Origin of the sequence: Xanthomonas bonasiae, assembly GCF_014836395.1 — a bacterium.
GTDB lineage: Bacteria > Pseudomonadota > Gammaproteobacteria > Xanthomonadales > Xanthomonadaceae > Xanthomonas_A > Xanthomonas_A bonasiae.
Genome location: NZ_JACSQX010000002.1, coordinates 405673 through 428822, shown reverse-complemented (window position 1 = coordinate 428822; position 23150 = coordinate 405673). Strand labels below are relative to the sequence as shown.

The following is a 23150-nucleotide window of genomic DNA, read 5'->3' as shown; positions in this document are numbered from 1 at the left end:
CAAGGGCGGGCAGGGCAAAACAAAACCATGCCTCCCGCCACGTGGACGCGGGCGGGAGGCCGGAAACGTTAGGTGCCAGCGAACGGGCTTGCTCAGGGCCCCACAACATGAGCTCCCTTGGGGATGGCCTCTTGGGGAGTAGGACCGCAGGGGGTTGCGGCTGGCTTGTTCATTTTCGACGCTGGCTCCCGACTTGCCTATCGGGAACTTTCTTCAGGGGGTGTGGGGGATTTCCCACTTGACGTCGCCGCCGTTTCGAGGGCAAGCGCGGGCCGCTCACCCCGCTGCGAGGCCCCGCGGCGGCCGGCAGCCGCAGCGTGCCGGTTTGCGCGCGTCGGGGGATCGGCGACAATCGCGCCATGAGCAAGATCCATATTCTCGGCATCGCCGGTACGTTCATGGGCGGTGTCGCCGCGCTGGCGCGCGAACTCGGCGATGAGGTCGAAGGCAGCGACCAGGCGATCTATCCGCCGATGTCCACGCAACTGGAGCACCTGGGCATCGCGCTGAAGCAGGGTTACCTGCCCGAGCACATCGGGGCCGACTGCGCGCAGGTGATCGTCGGCAACGCGCTGTCGCGCGGCAATGCCGCGGTCGAGGCGGTGCTGGATTCCGGCCGTGCCTACACCTCCGGCGCGCAGTGGCTGAGCGAGCGGGTGCTGCCCGGGCGCGACACGCTGGCGGTGGCCGGCACCCACGGCAAGACCACCACGACTAGCATCCTGACCTGGCTGCTGCAGGCGGCCGGCCGCGAGCCGGGGTTCCTGATCGGCGGCGTGGCCGAGGATTTCGGCGTGTCCGCACGTTTGGGCGGCACGGCGTCTTCGGCCGGCGATCCGCATCGCGATCCGGTCGCAGAGGCCGTCGTTGCGCGCCAGCACGCAGCGGTCGCCACCGGCCCGCGCGCGCGCGTCAGCGAAACCGAAGCCGCAGCCGCGCAGGAGCGGCCGCTGTTCGTGGTCGAGGCCGACGAGTACGACACCGCGTTCTTCGACAAGCGCAGCAAGTTCGTGCACTACCGGCCGCTGGTGGCGATCCTCAACAACCTCGAGTACGACCACGCCGACATCTTCCCCGACGTCGCCGCGATCCAGCGCCAGTTCCACCATCTGGTGCGCACCGTGCCGCGGCGCGGCCGGCTCATCGTCAACGGCGAGGACGCGCATCTGCGCGAGGTGCTGGCGATGGGCTGCTGGACGCCGGTGGAGCGCTTCGGCTTCGATCCGGCGTTCGAATGGAGCGCGCGTCCGCTCGCCGCCGACGGCAGCCATTTCGCTGTCTTGCACCGCGGCCAGGAACTGGGCGAAGTGCGCTGGCCGCTGCTCGGCCGGCACAACGTGATGAACGCGCTGGCGGCGCTGGCCGCCGCGCACGCGGTCGGCGTGGCGCCGGCGCAGGTGATGCCGGCGCTGGCGCAGTTCCGCAGCGTCAAGCGGCGCCTGGAAGTGCTCGGCCAGGCGCAGGGCATCACCGTCTACGACGATTTCGCGCATCACCCCACCGCGATCCGCACCACCCTGGAAGGGCTGCGCGCGAACGTGGGCGCGGCGCGCATCGTGGTGGCGATGGAGCCGCGCAGCAATTCGATGCGGCTGGGCGCGCATGCCGAGGCGCTGGCGCCGGCGCTGGAAGCGGCCGATGCGGTGGTGTTCCTGCAGCGGCCGGAGTTGGCCTGGGACGCCGGCAAGGTGATCGCCGCGGTCCGCGGCCAGGCCTGTGCCGCCGCGGACGTGGATGCGCTGCTGGCGGCGCTGCAGGCGCAGGCGCGTGCCGGCGACCATGTGGTGTTCATGTCCAACGGCGGCTTCGACGGTGCGCCGCGGCGCTTCCTGGCGGCGCTGCAATGAGCGTCGTGCCGCGCAGTGGGGCGCCTGCATGAGCGAGGAGCGCAGTACGCTGGCGCTGTTCCCGCTGCATGCGGTGCTGCTGCCGGGTGCGTCGATCAAGCTGCGCGTGTTCGAACGCCGCTACCTGGACATGGTGCGCGACTGCGGTCGCAGCGGCAGCGGCTTCGGCGTGTGTCTGATTCTGGAGGGCGCCGAGACCGGCGTCCCGGCCGTGCCGGCGGCGTACGGCACCGAGGCGCGCATCGTCGATTTCGATGTCGGTGCCGACGGCGTGCTGGTGCTGAGCCTGCGCGGCGAACGCCGCTTTCACGTGTTGCGCAGCCGGGTCCGCGACAACGGCCTGGTGGTCGGCGACGTGCACTGGCGCGAGCCGGACGAGGACGACGAGTTGCAGCCGCAGCACGCGCTGTTGTCGACCGTGCTGGACAGCATTCTGGACCAGGCCGCCGATGTGTATCCGGTGGTCGGCCCGCGCCTGCTCGACCAGGCCGCCTGGGTCGGCTGGCGCCTGGCCGAACTGTTGCCGCTGGACGAGCGCCAGCGCCTGGCGCTGCTGCAGGAAGACGATCCGCACGAGCGGCTGGAGCAGTTGCTGGGGTGGATTCCTTGAAGCCGGGATTGGGGATTCGGGATTCGCAGGAGTGCTGGCGGCGGATGCGTTGAACGCAGCCTGCGGTTTACAGCAGCATGTTCGTCCGGTAATGCCTGTGTGTGGGAGCGACTTCAGTCGCGACGCGCTCTACCTGGACGATCTGTCGCGATCGAGGCCGCTCTGGTCATGAACAGCGCGCAAGCCGGCCGTCGTCTCGACGGCAGCTGACTCGGAGAACGAGGGCGCGTCTCGCTGTGTGTTAGCGGGTCTGCTGCGGCGTGGAGTTGGACGTAGCACTGCGCTGCGGTCCGGAATGGAGCCGGGGGCCGGGAGCCGGGTGCGATATGCGATGTATGGGATTGCGCGGTCGCGCAAACGTCGCGGGCCGATGGCACGAGGCCAATCGAATGCATTCCTGCATGCATCGCCATTCGCCCACATGGCTGGGAGCGGGTGCTCCTGGCCATGATGGGCGGCACGGCACACCGGGTGGCCTTGGTCTTCGGCCGACCGCGAAAGCGCTCAGGGCGCCGCGACCGGCGCCTCGCCCTCGCTGCGCACCAGCAATACCGGCACATCCGACGGGCGATGCATGTCCTTGCGCGTGGGCAGCGCGTGCAGCGCGTCGGTGACCGCGTTGAGCGCGGGATCGGCGCCGCGCAGCGGGCGCCACAGGCCGATCAGGTTGAAGTGGCGTTCGTAGCGCAGGCTCTGCGCGCTGCCCAGCCACAGCGGCACGTTGCCCGGTTGCAGCCGCGCCGGGGCCGGCCACAGGCGCAATGCATAGAGTTCGCCGGGGCGCGGTCCGCTGCGCAGCATCAGCAGCGATTCCACCCGGGTGTCCAGCGTCGCCGGCAGCACCGGGACGCGTTCGGCCTGGGTCTTGTAGTCGAGCAACTGCAGCGCCTGCTGCCAGCCGGCTTGCGGCTGCACGCGCCAGCCGGCGGCTTCGAGCTGGCGCTGCAGCGGCGCCAGCGGTCCGGCCACCTGCAGGTCCAGCGGCCAGCGCTGGTCGTCGTCGAACTCGTTGCGCCGCGATGGCAGCAGCCGCCATTCGTCCTGCCACCACGTGGTGGCAGCCAGATCCATCAGCACCGGCGGCGGCGGTTCGAACTTGGCCAGCTTCTGCTCCAGGTTGCGCGGCGCGTACCACAGCGCCGCGGCGACGAAGCCGCCATAGAACAGCCAGGCCAGCGGCTTCATCCAGAACGCGCGGTTGAAGCGGCGGCGGTAGGCGATGCCCAGGACCAGCAGCCAGAAGATGCCGAACAACATGCCGCCGACCACGTCGCTGAGCCAGTGCGCGCCCAGGTACAGGCGGGCGAAGCCGATCAGGGTCACCACCACGCCCGACAGCAGGTACGGCCACACCCGCGAGCGCCCGGGCAGTTCGCGCGCGATCAGCACGGCAAAGAAGCCGAAGCTGATCGTGGCCATGGTCACCGCCACCGACGGGAAGCCGAAACCGCTGCTGGCCGCCGGCGGGCGCACCACGTGCACGGTGGTGCCGAGCAGCTTGGTCAGCGCCAGGCCGAAGGCCAGCGCCGCCAGCCAGTGCGCCGCGGCCATCCAGCGCTGGCGCCAGATCAGGTAGACCAGGCCCAGCGCGGTGGCCGGCACCAGCACCTGCCAGTCGCCGAGCGAGGCCAGCGCGGTCATCGGGTAGTCGGCCAGCGGATTGCGCAGCGCCAGCATCAGGTCGTGCACCGCCAGGTCCAGCCGCAGCGGCTCGCCGTGGCCGACCACCACCATCAGCAGCGCGAACCAGCCCCAGCCCAGCGCCAGCAGCATCACCGCCAGCATCGCCAGCGGTACCGACTCGCGCCGTTGCGGGTCGAACACCGCGATCGAATAGCGGCCCAGCACCGGGTGCCGGCGCGACCAGTCCAGGCCGCGCGCCAGCAGCGCGTCCATGTGCCCGGCCGACCACCGATAGCCGTACAGCACGATCGCCCAGACCAGGCCCAGCGCCAGCACCAGCAGGCCCAGCACCAGGAACAGGCGCCCGGCGACCGCGGCCACCGCATCGTAGGCCTGGCCGAGCAGCCAGCCCGGGCCCAGGAACAGCAGCGCCCAGGTCACCGCGGCGACGCCGCTGGCGACGAAGTAGCGGCGCAGCGGCATCTTCATCATCCCCGCCACGGCCGGCACGAACGGGCGGATCGCGCCGACGTAGCGCGCCACCAGGATGCTCTTGAAGGCATTGCGGCGGAACATCGCCTCGCCGCGATCCAGCAGCTGCGGATAGCGCCGGAACGGCCAGTAGTTGCGCAGCTGGTGGCCCCAGCGATGGCCGACCCAGTAGCTGAGCGCGTCGCCGGCCAGCGCGCCGAGGGCGGCGCTGACCACCGCGTACGGGCCGGAGATCTGACCCAATCCGATCAGCACGCCGATCGCGAACAGCAGCGGCAACGCCGGCACGATGGTGCCCAGCACGATGACCGCGTCGCAGAACGCGATCGCGAAGATGACCGCGCCGGCCAGGATGGGATGCGTTGCGACCCACTCCAGCGTGGCGTCGATCCATGATGCATTCATGGGGGGATTATAAGTGGGCGAGCATGGCGTTCCGCTTAAACTGGCGCGATGACACGCGCGCCGGCCGCTTCCACCCAGATCCTCAAGTCCGACAGCTTCGGACGCATCCTGCTGGTACGCGAAGCCGACGGCGACGGCGAGCACGTGTTCGTGCGCCGCGACCTGACCGCCGCGCCATGGTGGCTGCGCCTGCCGGCCTGGTGGCTGGCGCGGCGCGAGGCGCGGGCGCTGCAGCAGTTGTCGGGCATGTCGGCGACGCCGCAGCTGCGCGGTTGGGACGGCACCTTCCTGGACCGCAGCTACCTGGCCGGCGACGCCATGTACCAGCGCCCGCCGCGCGGCGACCTGGCCTACTTCCGTGCCGCACGGCGCCTGCTGCAACAGGTGCACCGGCGCGGCGTGGCGCACAACGATCTGGCCAAGGAAGCGAATTGGCTGGTGCTGGAGGATGGCAGCCCGGCATTGATCGACTTCCAGCTGGCGGTGCGCGGCGCGCCGCGTTCGCGCTGGATGCGGCTGCTGGCGCGCGAGGACCTGCGCCACCTGCTCAAGCACAAGCGCATGTACTGCCGGCAGGCGCTGACCCCGATCGAACTGCGCCTGCTCAAGCGCCACTCCTGGGTGCGCGAACTGTGGTTCGCCACCGGCAAGCCGGTCTACCGCTTCGTCACCCGGCGCATTCTGAAGTGGGAGGACAACGAGGGGCAGGGGCCGAAGCCCTGAAGTGCCGGGATTGGGGATTGGGGATTGGGGATTGGTAAAGCGCATGGCTGTGTCTGGGCTGTCCTGGCGGGGACGACAAAAGCGCTAAGCTGCGGCGAATCTCCAATCCCGAATCCCCAATCCCATGACGTTGCAAGGCAAAACCCTGTTCATCACCGGCGCCTCGCGCGGGATCGGTCTGGCGATCGCGCTGCGTGCGGCGCGCGACGGCGCCAATGTGGCGATCGCGGCCAAGTCGGCGGTGCCCAATCCGAAGTTGCCCGGCACCATCCACAGCGCCGCGGCGGCGGTCGAGGTGGCCGGCGGCCGCGCGCTGGCGCTGAAGTGCGACATCCGCGAGGAGGAGCAGGTGCGCGCGGCGGTGGCGGCGACGGTCGAGGCGTTCGGCGGCATCGATATCCTGGTCAACAACGCCAGCGCGATCTGGCTGCGCGGCGCGTTGGACACGCCGATGAAGCGCTTCGACCTGATGCAGCAGGTCAATGCGCGCGGCAGCTTCCTGTGCGCGCAGGCCTGTCTGCCGCATCTGCTGCGCAGCGCCAATCCGCACATCCTGACCCTGGCGCCGCCGCCGTCGCTGGATCCGAAATGGTGGGCGCCGCATACCGGCTACACGCTGGCGAAGATGGGCATGAGCTTCGTGACCCTGGGCCTGGCCGGCGAATTCGGCCCGCAGGGCGTGGCGGTCAATGCGTTGTGGCCGCGCACGCTGATCGCCACCGAGGCGCTGAACATGATTCCCGGTGTCGATGCGGGCAACGGCCGGCGTCCGGAGATCATGGCCGATGCGGCGCATGCGGTGCTGACGCGCACCGCGGCCGGGTTCCATGGGCAGTTCCTGATCGACGACGAGGTGCTGGCCGCGGCCGGCGTGACCGACCTGTCCGGCTACGCGCTGGATCCGGCGCAGCCGTTGTTGCCGGATCTGTTCCTGGATTGAGCGGGGCACGCGCCGGCCGTGCGGCGACGATGCGTTCTTCGCGCCGGTGGCCGCAGGAAGGGTTTCAGCTCCGATCGTGTTCCCGGACTGGAAACTCCCATTGCTTTGGTCGCCGCAGAGCGGCTTTCCTTGCAAGGTGCGGCCGGGAACCGATGAAGCGCCGGTCTTCTGGAGCGTCGGCCACGTTACGAAGTGGCGATCTTCCATGGCGATGGTCGGAGTTTAATAACTAAGGATGAATTAAATATTTCACCATTGCCCGCTATGCTTTCCCGACCTTCCGCCGATCCTCGCTCATGCCCGCTCCCGTCGCCGTCTCGCTGCCGCGCGCTTCCCGCCCTGCCCATGCCACGCATGCCGATCTGAGCGACAACGAGCGGCGCATGCTCGACAGCCTGCGCCTGTTCGGCACCGTCACCCGTGCCGATCTCAGCCGCATCACCGGGTTGACCGTGCAATCGGCGGTGCGCCTGATCGATGGCCTGGCCGAACGCGGGCTGGTGCTGATCGGCGCCTCGCTGGCGCATGGCGGCCGCGGCAAGCCGGGTGCGGCGATCGCGCTCAATCCCGCGCACGGCCACACCGTCGGCTATTCGATCGCCACCGATGCGCTGTCGCTGGCGCTGCTGGACTTCAGCGGCCAGGTCCGCGCCACCGCCGAGCACCCATTGCGTTCGACCGAGCCGGCGGCCTTGCTGGCGCAGTTGCGCGAGGCCGACGCGGCGCTGCTGGCCGAGGCCGGACGCGGACTCGGGCCGCGGCTGGGCGCGGGCGTGGCGATGACCGGGTTCTTCGTCGATGGCGCCGAGCGCATGAACCCGCCCGATCCGCTGCGCGCGCTGGGCGAACTGCCGATCGGCGACTGGCTCGCCGACGCGCTGGGCCTGCCGGTGTGGGTGGACAACGACGGCAGCGTCGCCGCGGTCGGCGAGAGCCTGCTCGGCGTCGGCCGCCAGTATCGCGACTTCGCCTATCTGTATTTCAGCTACGGTCTCGGCGGCGGCGTGGTGATCGACGGCGCCTGCCTGCGCGGCGCGCACGGCAATGCCGGCGAGTTCGCCGGCATGCTGCCGGGGCCGGGCCTGGAGCGCGGCACGCTGGAACTGCTGCGGCAGATGCTGGGCGAGGACGGGGTGGTGCTGGCCGACGTCAGCGCGCTGGTGGCGGCCTACGACCCGTCCTGGCCGACGATCGAGCGCTGGATCGCGCGCGCGGTGCCGGGCCTGTCGCTGATCGTCTCGGCGATCACCGCGGTCTTCGATCCGCAGGCGGTGGTGTTCGGCGGACGCATTCCGCGCGATCTGGCGCTGCGCCTGATCCCGCAGCTACGCATCGACAACCAGCCGCGCCGCGGCCAGGCGCGGCCGTTGCCGGTGCTGCTGCCGGCCGCGGCGATGGCCGACGCCAGCGCGGTCGGCGCGGCCACGCTGCCGTTGAAGGCCTGCTACTTCCGCTGAGCGGCGGGCGCAGCGGCGGCGTCTGCGGCTTGCCTGCGCCTGCACGCCGCGGGCGCTACCCTATGCGCCTGTGCAAGGACTCCGCTGTCGCGCTGCGCGTGGCGGCAACGCCGCAAGGCGCGGCGGTCCTGCCCATTCCCCCATCCACTGGAGTTGTCGCGATGAAATACCTGCACGCCATGATCCGCGTCCACGATCTGGAGAAGACCAGCAAATTCTTCACCGAGGGCCTGGGCCTGAGCGAAACCCGGCGCATCGACAACGAAGCCGGCAAGTTCACCCTGGTGTACTTCGGCGCGCCGCAGAACCCGGAGGCCGAAGTCGAGCTGACCTACAACTGGGGGTCGGACGAGGACTACGGCAGCGCACGCAACTTCGGCCACCTGGCGTTCGAGGTCGACGACATCTACGCGCTGTGCGCGCACCTGCAGGCGCAGGGCATCGTCATCAACCGCCCGCCGCGCGACGGGCGCATGGCCTTCGTGCGCAGCCCGGACCTGATCTCGATCGAACTGCTGCAGAAGGGCGAGGCGCTGGCCCCGGCCGAGCCGTGGGCATCGATGCCCAACACCGGCGTGTGGTGAGGACTCAGGGCGCTGCGGGATCGGGCAACGCCTGGCCGCAGCCCCGGCAGTAGCCGGCGCTGCGGTCGTGGCCTTGCAGGCCGCAGTGCGCGCAGGTGCGTTGATCCGGCACGCGGCTGCGGTCGGCGTCGCGCAGGCTGTTGGCCAGTTCGGCGGTGTAGATGCCGGTAGGCACGGCGATGATGCTGTAGCCGATCAGGATCAGCACCGAGGTGATGGCGCGGCCCAGCGGCGTGAGCGGCGCGATGTCGCCGAAACCGACCGTGGCCATCGTCACCACCGCCCAGTACATGGCGGTGGGGATGCTGGTGAAACCGTTGGCCGGCCCTTCCACCACGTACATCAGCGCACCGAAGATCACCACCAGGGTGATCACGGTGAACAGGAACACGAACACCTTGCGCCGGCTGCGCCATAGCGCGTCGACCAGCAGGCTGCTTTCCTCGACGTAGCGGGTCAGCTTGAGGATGCGGAACAGCCGCAGCACCCGCAGCACCCGCACCACCAGCAGCGTCTGCGCGCCGGGCAGCAGGAACGAGATGTAGGTGGGCAGGGTCGATAGCAGATCGATCACGCCCCAGAAGCTCAGCGCATAGCGCAACGGCCGCTTCACCGTCATCAGTCGCAACGCGTATTCGGCGGTGAACAGCGCAGTGAAGGCCCATTCCAGCACGTACATGGAACTGGCGTAGCGTGCGTGCAGCGCCGGCACGCTGTCGGCCATGATCACCGCGACGCTGGCCACGATCGCCGCGACCAGCAGCAGGTCGAAATTGCGCGAAGGCCGGGTGTCGTGCCGATAGATGATGTCGAACCAGCGTCGCCGCCAGCCGTGCTCGCGTGCGGGGGCGAGCTGGGGATCGGTGAACAGTCGCATCCGCGCATGCTAACCCGACGCCGGCGTCGGCGGACCCGCCGTCTGCGCGCGGCCGCGGGTGGGAGCCTTGCACGGCGCCGGCATGGTGGTGGCGTGGACACGCCAGCGGCCCCGGTGGGGGGCGACGGCAGGGCAGCGCGGCAGGCGGCGCCGCTCGCGGAGATGGCGGACGGTCGCAACCGTTGGCGCAGTCTGTCGCAGGCGCCGCTCCGGGGCGCGCCGGGCGCATCGAAAGCAGGGTAGTCGGCCTTTGCGCCGGCGACGGCTGCGCAAATGCGCGCCTGCGCGACCGGCAGACGCCGCGCAGGCGTCGCCGCCGCGATTCGTGCGCGCCGGCCGTTCATCACCGATCAAGCCGGGCGGCGATCCTCGCCGTCCTTGCCTTTGCAGGCCTTCGCCATTTTCTGCGTCAGTGCGTGACGTTGCGTTGCAGCGTATGCGCATGGATGCACGAAACCGGCATGCGACGGCAATCCGCCGCCACATCCGCTGCAGACCCTTCGGCGCTCGCCCCCGCGCCCCTGGATCTGTCCATGCCCTCGTCTTCGCCCGCCGCGTTGCAGGCCGCGCCGACGGTCTCCGTCGTCATCTGTACCTTGAACGAACACGAGGCCATCGGTCCGGTATTGCGCGAACTCGCCGCGCATCTGCGGCACGTCGACTACGAAGCGATCGTGGTCGACGACTCCGACGACGAGCGCACCGCGCAGGCGGTGACCGCGTATGCGGCCGGCAATCCGGCGGTGCGCCTGGTGCGCCGCCGCGGCGGCCGCGGTCTGGCCTCGGCCGCGATCGCCGGATGGGACAGCGCCCGCGGCCGTTGCCTGGCGATCATGGACGGCGACGGCCAGCACGATCCGGCGCTGATCGCGCGCATGCTGCGGCGCATGCGCGACAGCGAGGCCGAGGTGGTGGTCGCCAGCCGATATCTGGACGCGGGCGGTTCCGGCCTGTGCCGCCACCGGCATGCGCTCAGCCGCGTCGGCGTGCGCCTGAGCCAGGCGCTGCTTGGGCTGGGCGTGGCCGATCCGATGAGCGGTTGCTTCCTGATGCGCCGGTCCTGGTATCGGCAGGTGCGGCCGCAGCTGTCCGGCGTCGGCTTCAAGATCCTGGTCGATGTGCTGGCCTCGGCGCGGCGGCGTCCCTACACGGTGCAGGTGCCGACGCAGCTGCGCCGCCGCCGCGGCGGCGCCTCCAAGCTCGACGCGCGGGTGGTCGCCGACCTGGCCGCACTGCTGCTGGAAAAGCGCACGCGCGGCTGGCTGCCGGCGCGCATGAGCCTGTTCTTCGCGGTCGGACTCAGCGGCATGGGCGTGCACCTGCTGTCGCTGGGCGCGTTGCTGATGCTGGGCATGACCTTCTGGCTGGCGCAGTTGCTGGCGATCTGTACGGCGATGGGCTGGAATTTCCAGTGCAACAACCTGCTGACCTTCCGCGATCGGCGCCTGAGCGGCATGCGCCTGCTGCACGGCATGGCGATGTTCTATGCGGCCTGTCTCGGCGGCGCGATCCTCAGCGAGCTGATCGGCAGCGGCCTGCATGCGCTGCGGTTGCCGTGGTGGCTGGCCGGCGCCGCCGGCGCGCTGGCCGCGGGCGGGTGGAACTACCACGCCGCCAAGCGCGGCGCCTGGCGGCCCGAGGATGCTGCGGCCGGCGTCGCGCCGAGCCGCGACACCGTCGCAGCGTCGCCGCTGGCGATGAAGGAGTGAGCGAGCTGCGCAACCTCGTCGGCGCGGCGCCGCGCTGGCCGGCACTGGCCTTCGCCGCGATCGCGGCCTGCGCTTGCGTGTTCGCCTTCGTCGGCCTGGATGCCAGCGACTACTGGATCGACGAGCTGTACACGCTGCACGTGATGGGCCACGGCCAGGGCCTGGCCGAACTGTGGCGGCGCGCGCTCACCGACACCCATCCGCCGCTGTACTACGTGCTGCTGTATGCGTGGAGCCAACTGGCCGGCAACGGCGAGGCGGCACTGCGCCTGCCCAGCGCGGTGGCCGCGGTGCTGGCGCTGGGCGTGTTCGGATCCGGCCTGCGGCGCGTGTTCTCGCCGGCGGCGCTGGCCTTCGCCCTGGCGGCGGGCGCGGTGTCGGTGTTCTGGTTCGAGCAGAGCCAGAACGCGCGCAGCTATGCGCTGTGCCTGCTGCTGTCGGCTGGCCTGCTGAGCAGCGCCGTCGCCTTGCGCCGACGTGCGCAGACCAGCGACGTCTTCCCGTTCGCGCACTGGGCCGCGCTCAGCGTATTGGGACTGATCGCCAGCTTCACCCACGCCTATCTGCTGCTGTGCGTCGGCATGCTGCTGCTGTTCCTGATCGCGACGCAGCGCGATACGCGTCTGCGCGTGGCGCTGGCGGTATCCGGCGTGGCGATCCTGGCGCTCAATGTCGGCTTCGTGCTGTTGTTGCTGCACTGCACCCAGCAGGACGTGCACCAGCTGTGGTTCCGCAACGATGCCCGGTTCTTCTATGTCCAGTTGCTCAGCGCCAGCCGCGACCTGCTGTCCGCGGGCACCATGCTGGCGGTGCTCGCGCTGCTGGGCCGTTGGGTGTGGCGGCGCCTGCGCGCGGTTCCGCGCGACCCTGCGCGGACCCGCGGGCAGGCCGATTGGGTCGCGGCGCTGTGCGGCTGCGTGCTGGTCGGCATGGTGGTGAGCGGGATCGTGGTGAGCGTCGCGATTGCGCCGTCGTTTTCCGCGCGCAACCTGCTCACCGCCGCGCCGTTCGCCTGGGCCTTGCTGGCGCGCCTGTACGACGTGGCGGGACCGAGCGCGCGCAGCCATGGCGGGCGCATCGCCGCGGCCGTCCTGATCGTGCTTGTGGGCGCGCAGCTGTGGCTGCTGCGCGGCCGCCCGTTGCAGCGCAACGAGGCCTGGCGCGGGTCGGCGCAGGTCGTGCAGCGGCTGCCCGGTTGCCGCGATGTCGTGCTGCCGGTGGTGCTGCCGTACAAGTTCGGCCCCTCCAGCGCGCCGTACCGCAGGTTGGCCGAGCAGGACTTCTTCGGCCATTACCTGCAAGGCCATCGCCTGCGCGCCTACACGCCCGACGAACTTGCCGGGCGCACTGCCGCGGAAGGGCTCGCTGCGCAGTTGGCGGCACGGGCGCAGGCGGCCGCGGGTGGCGGCTGCGCGCTGCTGGCCTGGGGCGTGCACGACCTCAATGCGGCGGCGGCGCTGCGCCTGGCGCAGGACCTGGCGCGGCTGCCGGGCGTAGCCCCGAACCGGGTGCTGGTGCAGCCGGTGCTGCGCTGGCGCCGGCGCGGGCTGGGCTGGCATCCGGTCGCCGACGGATTCGTGTTCCTGGCGGCGCCGCCGCTGCGCGCCGGGCGGGCGCCAACCGATCCCGGCGTGCCTGCGGCGGTGGCGCGGCTGCCGGCGATGGGCGCACCCTGGGTGTCGAGCGCAGACGGCGCGGTGTGTGCGCCCGACTGCGCCGCATCGCTGGGCAGCGGCGCGAGGCCGTAGCCGCGGCCGCGCGCGGCCGCCGCGCCGGCGGTCTTATACTCGTGCGCTTTCTCCCAGGAATCCCTTCGATGACCGCTTCCTCCGCCGCGGATCTGATCGCCCTCGGCCAGCACTACTACCTGCCGATCTACCGTCCGCGCCAGCTGGTGCTGGAGCGCGGCCAGGGCGCCAAGGTGTGGGACAGCGAAGGCCGCGACTACATCGACCTGTCCGCCGGCATCGCCGTGTGCGGGCTCGGCCACAACGATGCGGACCTGACGGCGGCGCTGCTCGAGCAGGCCGGCAAGCTGTGGCACACCAGCAACGTGTTCTACAGCGAGCCGCCGCTGCGCCTGGCCGAGGAGCTGGTCGCCGCGTCGCGTTTCGCGCAGCGGGTGTTCCTGTGCAACTCCGGCAGCGAGGCCAACGAGGCGGCGATCAAGCTGGTGCGCAAGTGGGCTGCCAGCCAGGGCCGCGCGCCGGACCGGCGGGTCATCGTCACCTTCCGCGGCAGCTTCCACGGCCGCACCCTGGCCGCGGTCACCGCCACCGCGCAGCCGAAGTACCAGGAAGGCTACGAGCCGCTGCCCGGCGGCTTCCGCTATGTGGATTTCAACGACATCGTGCAGTTGGAGACGGCGATGGCCGCCGGCGACGTGGCCGCGGTGATGATCGAGCCGGTGCAGGGCGAGGGCGGGGTGATGCCGGCCGCGCCGGGTTTCCTGGCGCAGGTGCGCGCGCTGTGCGACCACCATGGCGCGCTGCTGCTGCTGGACGAGATCCAGTGCGGCATGGGTCGCACCGGCACCTTGTTCGCGCACTGGCAGGACGAGGTGACGCCGGACATCGTGACCCTGGCCAAGGCGTTGGGCGGCGGCTTCCCGATCGGCGCGCTGCTGGCCGGGCCGAAGGTGGCCGAGACGATGCAGTTCGGCGCGCACGGCAGCACCTTCGGCGGCAATCCGCTGGCCGCGGCGGTGGCGCGGGTGGCGCTGCGCAAGCTGGCGTCGGCGCCGATCGCGGCGAACGTGTCGCGGCAGGCGGCGGCGCTGCGGCAGGGGTTGGCCGCGCTCAACGACGACTTCAAGCTGTTTGCGCAGGTGCGCGGGCGTGGCTTGATGCTCGGCGCGGTGCTGAACCAGACGCATGCGGGGCAGGCCGGGGCGATCCTCGATCATGCCGCTGCGCATGGGTTGTTGACGTTGCAGGCCGGGCCGGATGTGTTGCGCTTCGTGCCTTCGTTGAATATCACCGATCAGGAAATGGCTGAGGGGTTGAAGCGGTTGCGGGCGGCTTTGCAGGCTTATGTCGGTAAGCGTTGAGCCTGATTGACGTTTGAGTGTCTGTTGGCTTTTGATTCAACGGCAACGGCAACGGCAACGGCAACGGTACAAGCAAAGCTTTCGCGCTTTGCGCGAGTCACTTTTCTTTGCTTGTGCAAAGAAAAGTAACCAAAAGAAGCGCTTTACCACAGCCGAAGGCTGGTCAAGCACACCCTGACTTCGCGCCCTCCGCGCTGCGCGCTCCGGGTCCGCGAATAGGCCGGGATTCACGGAAGGGGCATCCTGCCCCTGCCGTGAACGGCGCACATCCATGTGCGCCGCCCCTTCGGGGTTTTTCCCGTCCTATTCGCCGCTACGTAAGGGAACCCGGTTAAGCAAAGCCACAGCAACAGCAGCATCAACAGCCACAGCTACAGCCACAGCTACAGCTACAGCTACAGCTACAGCAGGAATGGCCGCGGGCGTTATGGCAGCTGCGGCGGACGCGGGCTCTGTCGGCGATAGGAGCGTCGTCTAGCCCAAGCCGTGCCGCGCAAGGGCGCGGCGCAGGGCGCGGGCGCCGCTGGCGGTTTCGGCGGGCATGCCGATCGCGCGGGCGCCGCGGACGTTGACGAACAGGTCGTCGATGAACAGGGCGTGCCGCGGGGCGATGCCGAAATGGTCGAGCGCGCGCCGGTAGACCTCGGCCTGCGGTTTGCGTCCGCCGAGTGCGCCGCTGCACAGGACGCGTCCCTGCAGCAGGGGGAATAGCGCCGGGACGATCTGCGGGATCGCCTGCGCCATCAGCGGGCCGTTGTTGGTCAGCACGCCGAGCGCGACCTTGCCGGCCAGCGCCAGCACGCGTTCGATCACGCCGGGGTCGCCACGGCTGCCAGCCACGCGCGCGGCGATCCAGTCGGCTTCGTCCACCTGCGCGCCCAGGCCCTGGCCTAGCCGGTGCAGATAGGCGGCGGTGGCGATGGCGCCGCCGTCGTAGGCGGTTTCCAGTCCGGAGGCGAACAGGACCTCCCGCACCTGCGCCGGATCGCAGCCGCAATGGGTGGCCAGGTGCGCGATGCGTGCCGCCCGCGAGTAGGCCGCCAGCACGCCGTCGAAGTCGAGCAGCAGCAATTTCGGGCTTGGATGGATCAACGCGGCCACCGCGTCTGGCGCTGCACGCAACGGCGCGGCCTGGAACATGGGTCGGGTCCGAAGTGTCGTTGGCCGAGATTAACCCACTCCCCCGCGGCGATGAACGCCACTACCCGCGGCTCGGCGCTCGCCACCCCCCACCCACCCGCTCGCGGCGCACCTACCCGTCGGATCCGGTCGTCCGGTGCCGTGCGCTGGCTATGGTCCCTGCACGCCGCGATCGCGGCGCCGCCGGTCGGGGAACCGGTGCGCATCCACGCCACATCCACGTCACCTCGGGGGTCTTGAACATGAGCAAGCGTTTGAACGCCGATCGTCTGGCGGAATCGGTATGCAGGGGACTGTGCAATGCACGGCACGGCCACGGGCTGGCCACGCTGACGCTGCTGCTGGCCGGCGCACAGGCGCTGCCGGCGCTGGCCGAAGAGCCGGGTGGCGAGGCCAAGACGCTGGATGCGATCACGGTCATTTCGACCGGCACGCGCAAGACCAACATGGCGGTCACCGACAGCCCGGCGCCGATCCAACTGGTGAGTGCGGAGATGCTCAAGCAGTCGGCCGCGCCCGACCTGATCAATGCCATCGCCAACCAGGTGCCGTCGTACAACGCCAATCAGACCGGCAACGACATGGCGAGCCAGACGCTCACCGCCAGCCTGCGCAATCTCTCGCCCAACCACACCCTGGTGCTGGTCAACGGCAAGCGCCGCCACATCACCTCCAACGTCAACACCACCACCGGCGCGGCCTCGGCCGATCTGTCGTTCATCCCGGCCGCGGCGATCGATCACGTCGAAGTGCTGACCGACGGCGCCGCCGCGCTGTACGGTTCGGACGCGATCGCCGGGGTCATCAACATCATCCTCAAGAAGAACCACGACGGCGGCGAAGTGGACGCCGGTTACGCGGGCTACAAGGATGGCGGTGGCGGCACCGATTCGTGGGGCGCCAACATCGGCTTCGGCAGCGACGCGGCGTATTTCAGCCTCAGCGCCGAGGTCGAGAACCGCAAGACCGTGTATCGCCTCGGTTCGTACAGTTATGCCGACTGCGTGGCCAACTATGCCGACTGCACCGCGGTGAATCCGAGCATGGCCGACTTCCTGGCCGACGACGTCGAGGGCATGACCCTCAACGGGCGCTTCCCCAACGTCAATGCCTGGCTCAACCCGCCGGAAGTGCACCGCAAGGCGCTGTTCTTCAACTCCGGCGTGGTGCTGAGCGACACCCTGGAGTTCTACGCGTTCGGCAGCTACGGCAAGAAGACCGCGCAGTCGGAGGAGAACTACCGCCGTCCCAGCCAGGACGGCGGCTACGTCGATCCGGTGACCGGCGCGGTCAGCCACAAGTATCCGCTGGGCTTCAATCCGTCCGAGGCCTCCGACGAGGTCGACTACGAGTTGACCGCCGGGCTGAAGGGCGTGCTGGCCGATTGGTCGTGGGATTTCTCCAGCAGCTATGGCAAGAACGAGATGGACGTGTACACGCTGAACTCGATGAACTTCAGCCTGTGGCAGGACTACGGCTATTCGCCCGAGGACTTCTACGACGGCAGTTTCTGGGCCAGCCAGTGGACCACCAACTTCAACGCCACGCACGATTTCGACGTCGGCCTGTCGCAGCCGCTGACCTTCAACGCCGGCGTCGAATACCGCCGCGACCAGTACGGCATCGATCCGGGCGATCCGACCTCGTACTACGGCGCCGGCGCGTCTTCGTTCCCCGGCTACAACCCGCTGTTCAACACCGGCTCCTACAGCCGCCACAGCTACGCAGCCTACGCCGACGTGGTGTTCAATCCGACCGAGAAGTGGCTGGTGGATGTCGCCGGGCGTTACGAGGACTACAGCGACTTCGGCAGCAAGGTGGTCGGCAAGCTGACCACGCGCTTCGACTTCACCGACACCTTCGCGGTACGCGGCACCGCCAGCACCGGGTTCCGCGCGCCGACCCTGCAGGAAGGCTATTACTCGGCGGTGCAGGTCGGCCCGACCAGCGCCACCCCGACCCTGCAGCCCAACAGCGCGGCCGCGGCGGCGCTGGGCTTCGGCAGCCTGAAGCCGGAGACCAGCACCAACTACAGCCTGGGCTTCGTGTTCCGGCCGATGCCCAACTTCGACAGCACGCTCGATCTCTACCGCATCACCATTTCCGACCGCATCGGCGTGGGCACCTTCGAATATTCCAAGGCCGGCCAGCCGGGCGACACGAATGGCGACGGCACCCCCGACGCCGCCTACAACGCCGCGCTGGGCCAGGCGCTGGTCGATTTCGGCTATCTCGGCGGCATCGATCCGGCTGCGCCGGGCGGCTCGCTCGACGCCACCGCGCGGCAGAACATCTCGGTGGCGATCTTCAACAATGCGCTGAAGACGCGCAGCACCGGCGTGGACTGGGTGACCAACTACATCAGCGAGTTCGACTGGGGCTCGATCGACTGGATGCTGGCGGCCAACTACAACAAGACCGAGGTGCTCAGCGCCAAGCCGGCGCCGGAGGTGCTCGGCGGCGCCACCATGTACAGCGCGGCGACGCTGATCAACCTGGAGAACAACGCGCCCAAGTACCGGTTCAACCTGGGCGCCACGTTCAACATCGGCAAGTTCAGCCTGCGCGTGACCGAGGCGGTCTACGGCCCGCAGTACCAGCTGATCGCGCCGTATGACGAGTGGAACGGCGACATCTTCCCCGACAGCGTGCTGAGCCAGCTCGACGTGGTCGACGTCAACGGCGCGCCGTACTACAAGCAGAAGATCGGCACGATGGCGCTGACCAACGTCGAACTGACGTTCCGACCCACCGAGCAGCTGACCGTCAGCGTCGGCGGCGACAACGTATTCAACAAATACCCCGACAAGGTGCCGGCGGCGGCGTACGACTACCTCGAGAATAACTACCTCAGCTACTACAACTCGCCGTACCTGACCGGCAGCCCGGTCGGCTACTTCGGCGCGCGCTACTACGCCAAGCTGACCTACCGCTTCTGAGCTGCGCGCGCCCCGCTTGAGCCCCTCTCCCCCCGGGAGAGGGGTTGGGGTGAGGGTCCGTCCGCCAGCGGCGCGTCCGCTCGCGCCGTGCCCCGCCGGCCGCACTCCTACCCGCTCCATCGCGACCTACCCGCCGCACACGGCCTGCGCCGCCGCCGCGGCGGCTATGGTCGATCCGCAATCCGTGAGGCGATATCGACGATGCAAGCACCAACCAGGGGCGCCATGACCCGCCGCCAATTGCTCGCCAGGATCGGCCTGGCCGGCGGCGGCGCGATGATGTACCAGGCGATGCACAGCCTGGGCCTGGCCGCCGAATCGCGCTTCGGCGGCGTGCCGCGGCTGGACGGCGACGCCAAGGGCGCGTCGGTGCTGGTGCTCGGCGCCGGCCTGGCCGGGCTGACCGCGGCCTATGAGCTGCGCAAGGCCGGCTATCGCGTGCAGGTGCTCGAGTACAACGCGCGTCCCGGCGGCCGCAACTGGACGCTGCGCGGCGGCGATCGCTACACCGAACTGGGCGGCTTCGAGCAGCAGTGCGGTTTCGACGAGGGCATGTACCTCAATCCCGGCCCGTGGCGCATCCCGCACCATCACAAGGCGGTGCTGTCCTACTGCAAGCAGTTCGGGGTGGCGCTGGAACCGTTCGTGCAGGTCAACTTCAACGCGCTGCTGCACAGCCGCGAGGGGTTCGGCGGCAAGCCGCAGCGTTTCCGCGACATCGACGCCGACTACAAGGGGCACGTGGCCGAACTGCTGGCCAAGAGCACCCGGCAGGGCGCGCTGGATGCGCAGGTGCAGCGCGAGGACCAGGAGATCCTGCTCGAGTCGCTGCGCAACTGGGGCGCGCTGGACAAGGACTTCGGCTACGTCAAAGGCCGCGAGAGCAGCGAGCGCCGCGGCTTCGCCAAATATCCCGGCGGCGGCCTGTCCGGCAAGCCGCAGTTCTCCGAACCGTTCACCACCCAGGACATCCTGCGCTCGCGGCTGTGGACCACGCTGGCGGCGGGCAACAACTACGAAATGCAGACCGCGATGTTCCAGCCGGTCGGCGGCATGGACCAGATCGGCAAGGCGTTCGCGCGCGAGCTAGGCGACGCGATCCGCTATAACGCACGGGTCACCCGCATCGACCAGGACGCGCACGGGGTCAGCGTCGCCTACCAGGACGGCGCCGGCGCCGAGCAACTGGCCAAGGCCGATTGGTGCGTGTGCACGATCCCGCTGTCGATCCTCAGCCGCATTCCGCTCGCGGTGGGCGAGAAGATGGCCGCCGCGATCGGGCAGGTGCCGTACGCGGCTTCGGTGAAGGTCGGGCTGCAGTTCAAGCGCCGCTTCTGGGAAGAGGACGAGGCGATCTACGGCGGCATCAGCTACACCGACCTGCCGATCACCCTGATCAGCTATCCGAGCACCGGTTTCCAGAGAGCCGGCAAGGGCGTGCTGCTCGGCGCCTACGTGTGGGGACTGGAGGCGTTCGAGTTCACCTCGATGACGCCGCAGCAGCGCGTGGCCAAGGCGGTGGAATACGGCACCCAGCTGCATCCGCAGTACCCGCGCGAATTCGACAACGGCATCGCCGTGGGCTGGCACCGGGTGCCGTTCACCCATGGCTGCTTCGGCGTGTGGAGCGATGCCGCACGCGCCGAGCACTACGAGAACCTGTGCCGGATCGACGGCCGCATCGCGCTCGCCGGCGAGCACGCCTCGTACATTCCGGCCTGGCAGGAAGGGGCCATCACCTCGGCACTCGACGCGATCGAGCGCCTGCATCGCCGCGTCGTCAACGGAGCCCGCGCATGAAGCTGGATCGTCACTGGATGCTCGCCGCGGCGGTCGCGGCCGGGGTGCTGGCGCTGATGCTGCCGCCGGCGATCGGCCCGGCCGCGGCGCAGAGTTCCGATGCCACGCCGCTGTATCCGCAGGCCGCGTTCGCCACCGCCTCCGGCGCCACCGTGTACGCGGCGATCTGCCAGAGCTGCCACATGCCCGGCGGGCAGGGCGCGCGCGGCGGCGGCGAGTATCCGGCGCTGGCCGGCAACCCCAAGGTGGCCGCTGCGCCGTACGTGGCGATGATGGTGCTCGACGGCCGCGGCGGCATGCCCGGTTTCGCCGGCATGCTCAACGACCAGCAGGTCGCCGAGGTCGTGCATTACGTGCGCAGCCAGTTCGGCAACGACTATCCCGGCAAGCTCAGCGCCGACGAGGTGCGCACGCTGCGGCACTGAGCCGGTTCCGTTTCATTCTCTTTTCCGATCGCGAGGAGTTCCGCATGCGCCGTTCGTTCGTTTCCCGCTCGCTCCGTGCCGGTCTATGCGCTGCGCTGTGGCTGCCCGCCCTGGCTGGCGCCGCCGAAATCGTGCGGCACAAGATTCCCAACAGCGATTTCCCGATTTCCGCGGCGGTGGAGATCCCGGCGGGCAAGACCACGGTCTATCTCAGCGGCGCGGTGCCGCGGCCGATCGATGCGAGCGCGCCGAAGGATTCGCCTGCCGCCTACGGCGACACCAAGGCGCAGACCGTCAGCGTGCTGTCGCAGATCGAGGCGCAGCTGCACGGCATGGGCCTGGGCATGCGCGACGTGGTCAAGATGCAGGCGTTCCTGGTCGGCGATCCGGCGCTGGGCGGGAAGATGGATTTCGCCGGGTTCATGGAGGGCTACCGGCAGTTCTTCGGCACGCCCGAACAGCCCAACCTGCCGTCGCGCTCGGCGTTCCAGATCGCCGCGCTGGGCAATCCGCTGTACCGCATCGAGATCGAAGTGGTCGCCGTGCGTCCGTAGGTTCTTCGCCCTGTCTTCCAAGGAGTCCGCCATGCAGCAGCCGTCGCGTTCGCGCCGCACTTTCCTCAAGGACTCGGCGCTGGTCGCCGCGGCCGGCTTCGGCGCGCCGTGGCTGGCGCAGGCCGCGCCCGCCGCGGCGCAGGCGACCAATGCCGACCTGGCGCCGGTGCTGATCAACGCCAACGAATATCCCGGCGGACCGTCGCCGGCCGCGCAGCGCGCGATCGCCGCGATCGCGTCCAGCGGCGGCCGTTACCTGGGCGAGCTGCAACTGGAATTGCTGCAGACCCTCGCCGACCAGCTCGGCGTGGGCATCGATCACCTGATGGCCTACGCCGGTTCCACCGAGCCGCTGGACTACACCATGCTGGCGTTCACCTCGCCCAGCGCGTCGCTGGTCACCGCCGACCCCACCTTCGAATCCGGCTGGCGCGCCGCCGCGCGCAACGGCGCCGAGGTGATCAAGGTGCCGCTGCGCAAGGACGACGCGCACGATGTGCAGGCGATGTGCGCCGCCGACGCCAACGCCGGGGTGATCTACATCTGCAACCCGAACAATCCCACCGGTTCGGTGACGTCGCGCAAGGACCTGGACTACGCGCTGGCGCACAAGCCCAAGGGCAGCGTGCTGGTGGTCGACGAGGCGTATCTGCATTTCTCCGACAGCGCCCGCAGCATGGTCGACCGCGTCGCCGCCGGCGACGACGTGATCGTGTTGCGCACCTTCTCCAAGCTCTACGACATGGCCGGCATCCGCCTGGGCTATGCGGTGGCGCGGCCGGAGCTGCTGGCCAAGCTGAAGTTCTACAGCGTCAACAGCCTGCCGGTGACCGCGGTCGCCGCCGGCCTGGTCAGCCTGCGCGATCCGGCGCTGGTGCCGCAGCGGCGCACGCTCAACAGCGCCATCCGCAGCGACGTGGTGCGCTGGCTCGGGGCGCAGGGCTATGCGTGCACGGCATCGGAAAGCAATTGCTTCATGGTCGACGTGAAGCGCCCGGCGAAAGAGTTCATGGACGCGATGGCCACCTATGGCGTGTTCGTCGGCCGCAGCTGGGCGTTGTGGCCGAGCCGGTCGCGCATCACCGTCGGCACCGCGCCGGAGATGGCGCGATTCAAGAGCGCGTTCGCGCAGGTGGCGGCCGGCAAGCGCGGGCCGCTGCCGGTGCCGGCGCCGAGGATGGCGCTGCACGATCCGCTGCATGGATTCTTCCGCAACGCCTAGGCATTGCCTGCGCCGGATGCTGCAGTGCACGAGGGCTTGTCGTTGACAAACATTTGCGCAAAGGCAGACAGTCGTGGCGACGCCGCTGCGCGCGCAGCGCATGCTGGCGAGGTTCGCGTTGCTGTGCCGTCCCCATTGAAGGAGTCCGTCTTGAAAGCGAAGTCGCTGTCCCCCTTGCTGGTCCTCGCCGCGCTCGCGTTCGCGCCGGCGGCCTGGGCCAAGACCTGCGCGGTGACCATCACCGGTACCGACCAGATGTCCTTCGACCAGCCCCAGATCAAGGTCGCCGCCGACTGCACCGAAGTGGCGCTGACGCTCAAGCACAGCGGCAAGCTCGCTGCCGCGGTGATGGGCCACAACTGGGTGCTGACCAAGACCCCGGACTTCCAGGCGGTGGCCAATGCCGGCACCAGTTCCAGCCTGGCCGACAACTACCTGCCGAAGAACGACGCGCGGATCATCGCGCACACCAAGGTGATCGGCGCCGGGCAGTCGGACACGGTCAAGTTCTCCACCGCCAAGTTGAGCAAGGGCGGCGACTACACGTTCTTCTGCTCGTTCCCGGGGCACTGGGCGATGATGAAGGGCAAGTTCGTGTTCGGCTGAGTCGCGGCGGTTGCGGTTGCGCTGCAGGTTGCGATCGGCGATCTGCAGCGCCTTTCGAACAGGATGGTGCCGCAGGCGTCGGCCTGCGTCAGCGCCGACGCACCTGTAGGAGCGGCTTCAGCCGCGACCGGGCTTTCCCGGTAAGGCC

At 69.5% G+C, this 23150-nt stretch carries 18 protein-coding genes; 15 read left to right on the top strand and 3 right to left on the bottom strand.

The genetic code is table 11. The features are described 5' to 3' along the window. The first annotated feature begins 359 nt into the window (after positions 1-359). Together mpl and H9658_RS04620 are read left to right on the top strand one after the other, a co-directional pair. The gene (gene mpl, locus H9658_RS04625) at positions 360-1847 is read left to right on the top strand and encodes a UDP-N-acetylmuramate:L-alanyl-gamma-D-glutamyl-meso-diaminopimelate ligase (protein ID WP_191824513.1); all 1488 of its coding nucleotides are present in this window, start codon (positions 360-362) and stop codon (positions 1845-1847) included. A 28-nt stretch (positions 1848-1875) separates the two neighbouring features. Next, positions 1876-2457 (top strand): LON peptidase substrate-binding domain-containing protein, encoded by a 582-nt coding sequence (locus H9658_RS04620; RefSeq protein ID WP_179567017.1) that lies wholly within the window; start codon positions 1876-1878, stop codon positions 2455-2457. 504 nt (positions 2458-2961) lie between these two features. Here H9658_RS04620 and H9658_RS04615 read toward each other — a convergent pair. Beyond that, on the bottom strand, positions 2962-4977 hold the full coding sequence (locus tag H9658_RS04615; RefSeq protein WP_191824512.1) for a bifunctional DedA family/phosphatase PAP2 family protein: 2016 nt from the start codon (positions 4975-4977) through the stop codon (positions 2962-2964). A gap of 48 nt (positions 4978-5025) precedes the next feature. Between H9658_RS04615 and H9658_RS04610 the strand changes: the two genes are divergently transcribed. From H9658_RS04610 to H9658_RS04595, 4 genes are all read left to right on the top strand, one after another. After that, positions 5026-5700, top strand: a complete 675-nt coding sequence (locus H9658_RS04610) for a serine/threonine-protein kinase (RefSeq protein ID WP_191824511.1) — start codon at positions 5026-5028, stop codon at positions 5698-5700. A gap of 124 nt (positions 5701-5824) precedes the next feature. Then, a complete protein-coding gene (locus H9658_RS04605) occupies positions 5825-6640 on the top strand; it encodes an SDR family oxidoreductase (protein ID WP_191824510.1) in 816 nt (271 codons plus the stop codon). A 296-nt stretch (positions 6641-6936) separates the two neighbouring features. Further along, positions 6937-8097, top strand: a complete 1161-nt coding sequence (locus tag H9658_RS04600; protein WP_406848095.1) for an ROK family transcriptional regulator — start codon at positions 6937-6939, stop codon at positions 8095-8097. 161 nt (positions 8098-8258) lie between these two features. After that, positions 8259-8681 (top strand): VOC family protein, encoded by a 423-nt coding sequence (locus tag H9658_RS04595; protein WP_179567002.1) that lies wholly within the window; start codon positions 8259-8261, stop codon positions 8679-8681. A gap of 4 nt (positions 8682-8685) precedes the next feature. On the opposite strand, the gene H9658_RS04590 is transcribed toward H9658_RS04595, so the two are convergent. Further along, entirely contained in the window at positions 8686-9558 is an 873-nt protein-coding gene (locus tag H9658_RS04590) for an ion transporter (RefSeq protein ID WP_179567001.1), read from the bottom strand. Positions 9559-10091: 533 nt separating this feature from the next. Between H9658_RS04590 and H9658_RS04585 the strand changes: the two genes are divergently transcribed. The 3 genes from H9658_RS04585 (at position 10092) to H9658_RS04575 (ending at position 14316) form a co-directional block, all read left to right on the top strand. Continuing rightward, entirely contained in the window at positions 10092-11267 is a 1176-nt protein-coding gene (locus H9658_RS04585; protein WP_191824509.1) for a glycosyltransferase, read from the top strand. Then, positions 11264-13015, top strand: a complete 1752-nt coding sequence (locus H9658_RS04580) for a glycosyltransferase family 39 protein (RefSeq protein WP_191824508.1) — start codon at positions 11264-11266, stop codon at positions 13013-13015. The genes H9658_RS04585 and H9658_RS04580 overlap by 4 nt, the downstream gene beginning before the upstream one ends. A 68-nt stretch (positions 13016-13083) precedes the next feature. Further along, positions 13084-14316, top strand: coding sequence for an acetylornithine transaminase (locus H9658_RS04575; protein WP_191824507.1), 1233 nt, complete (start codon positions 13084-13086; stop codon positions 14314-14316). Positions 14317-14790: 474 nt separating this feature from the next. Here the strand turns inward: H9658_RS04575 and H9658_RS04570 are convergent, their stop codons facing one another. After that, complete coding sequence (locus tag H9658_RS04570) at positions 14791-15405, bottom strand: HAD-IA family hydrolase (protein WP_191824587.1); 615 nt, start codon at positions 15403-15405, stop codon at positions 14791-14793. A 293-nt stretch (positions 15406-15698) separates the two neighbouring features. On the opposite strand from H9658_RS04570, the gene H9658_RS04565 reads away from it, so the two are divergent. The 6 genes from H9658_RS04565 (at position 15699) to azu (ending at position 23002) form a co-directional block, all read left to right on the top strand. Next, positions 15699-18395 carry a TonB-dependent receptor plug domain-containing protein gene (locus tag H9658_RS04565; protein WP_225209734.1) on the top strand — a complete coding sequence of 899 codons (2697 nt, stop codon included), beginning with the start codon at positions 15699-15701 and terminating at the stop codon, positions 18393-18395. Between the two features lie 201 nt (positions 18396-18596). Next, positions 18597-20195 (top strand): NAD(P)/FAD-dependent oxidoreductase, encoded by a 1599-nt coding sequence (locus H9658_RS04560; RefSeq protein WP_406848094.1) that lies wholly within the window; start codon positions 18597-18599, stop codon positions 20193-20195. Next, positions 20192-20620 (top strand): c-type cytochrome, encoded by a 429-nt coding sequence (locus H9658_RS04555; protein ID WP_225209733.1) that lies wholly within the window; start codon positions 20192-20194, stop codon positions 20618-20620. Before H9658_RS04560 ends, H9658_RS04555 begins: the two co-directional genes overlap by 4 nt. Before the next feature lie 44 nt (positions 20621-20664). After that, the gene (locus H9658_RS04550; RefSeq protein ID WP_179566996.1) at positions 20665-21174 is read left to right on the top strand and encodes a RidA family protein; all 510 of its coding nucleotides are present in this window, start codon (positions 20665-20667) and stop codon (positions 21172-21174) included. A gap of 31 nt (positions 21175-21205) precedes the next feature. Further along, on the top strand, positions 21206-22396 hold the full coding sequence (locus H9658_RS04545; protein WP_191824505.1) for a pyridoxal phosphate-dependent aminotransferase: 1191 nt from the start codon (positions 21206-21208) through the stop codon (positions 22394-22396). Positions 22397-22561: 165 nt separating this feature from the next. Beyond that, positions 22562-23002: an azurin gene (azu, locus tag H9658_RS04540; RefSeq protein WP_318241178.1), complete on the top strand. Its 441-nt coding sequence runs from the start codon at positions 22562-22564 to the stop codon at positions 23000-23002. Positions 23003-23150: the final 148 nt, after the last annotated feature.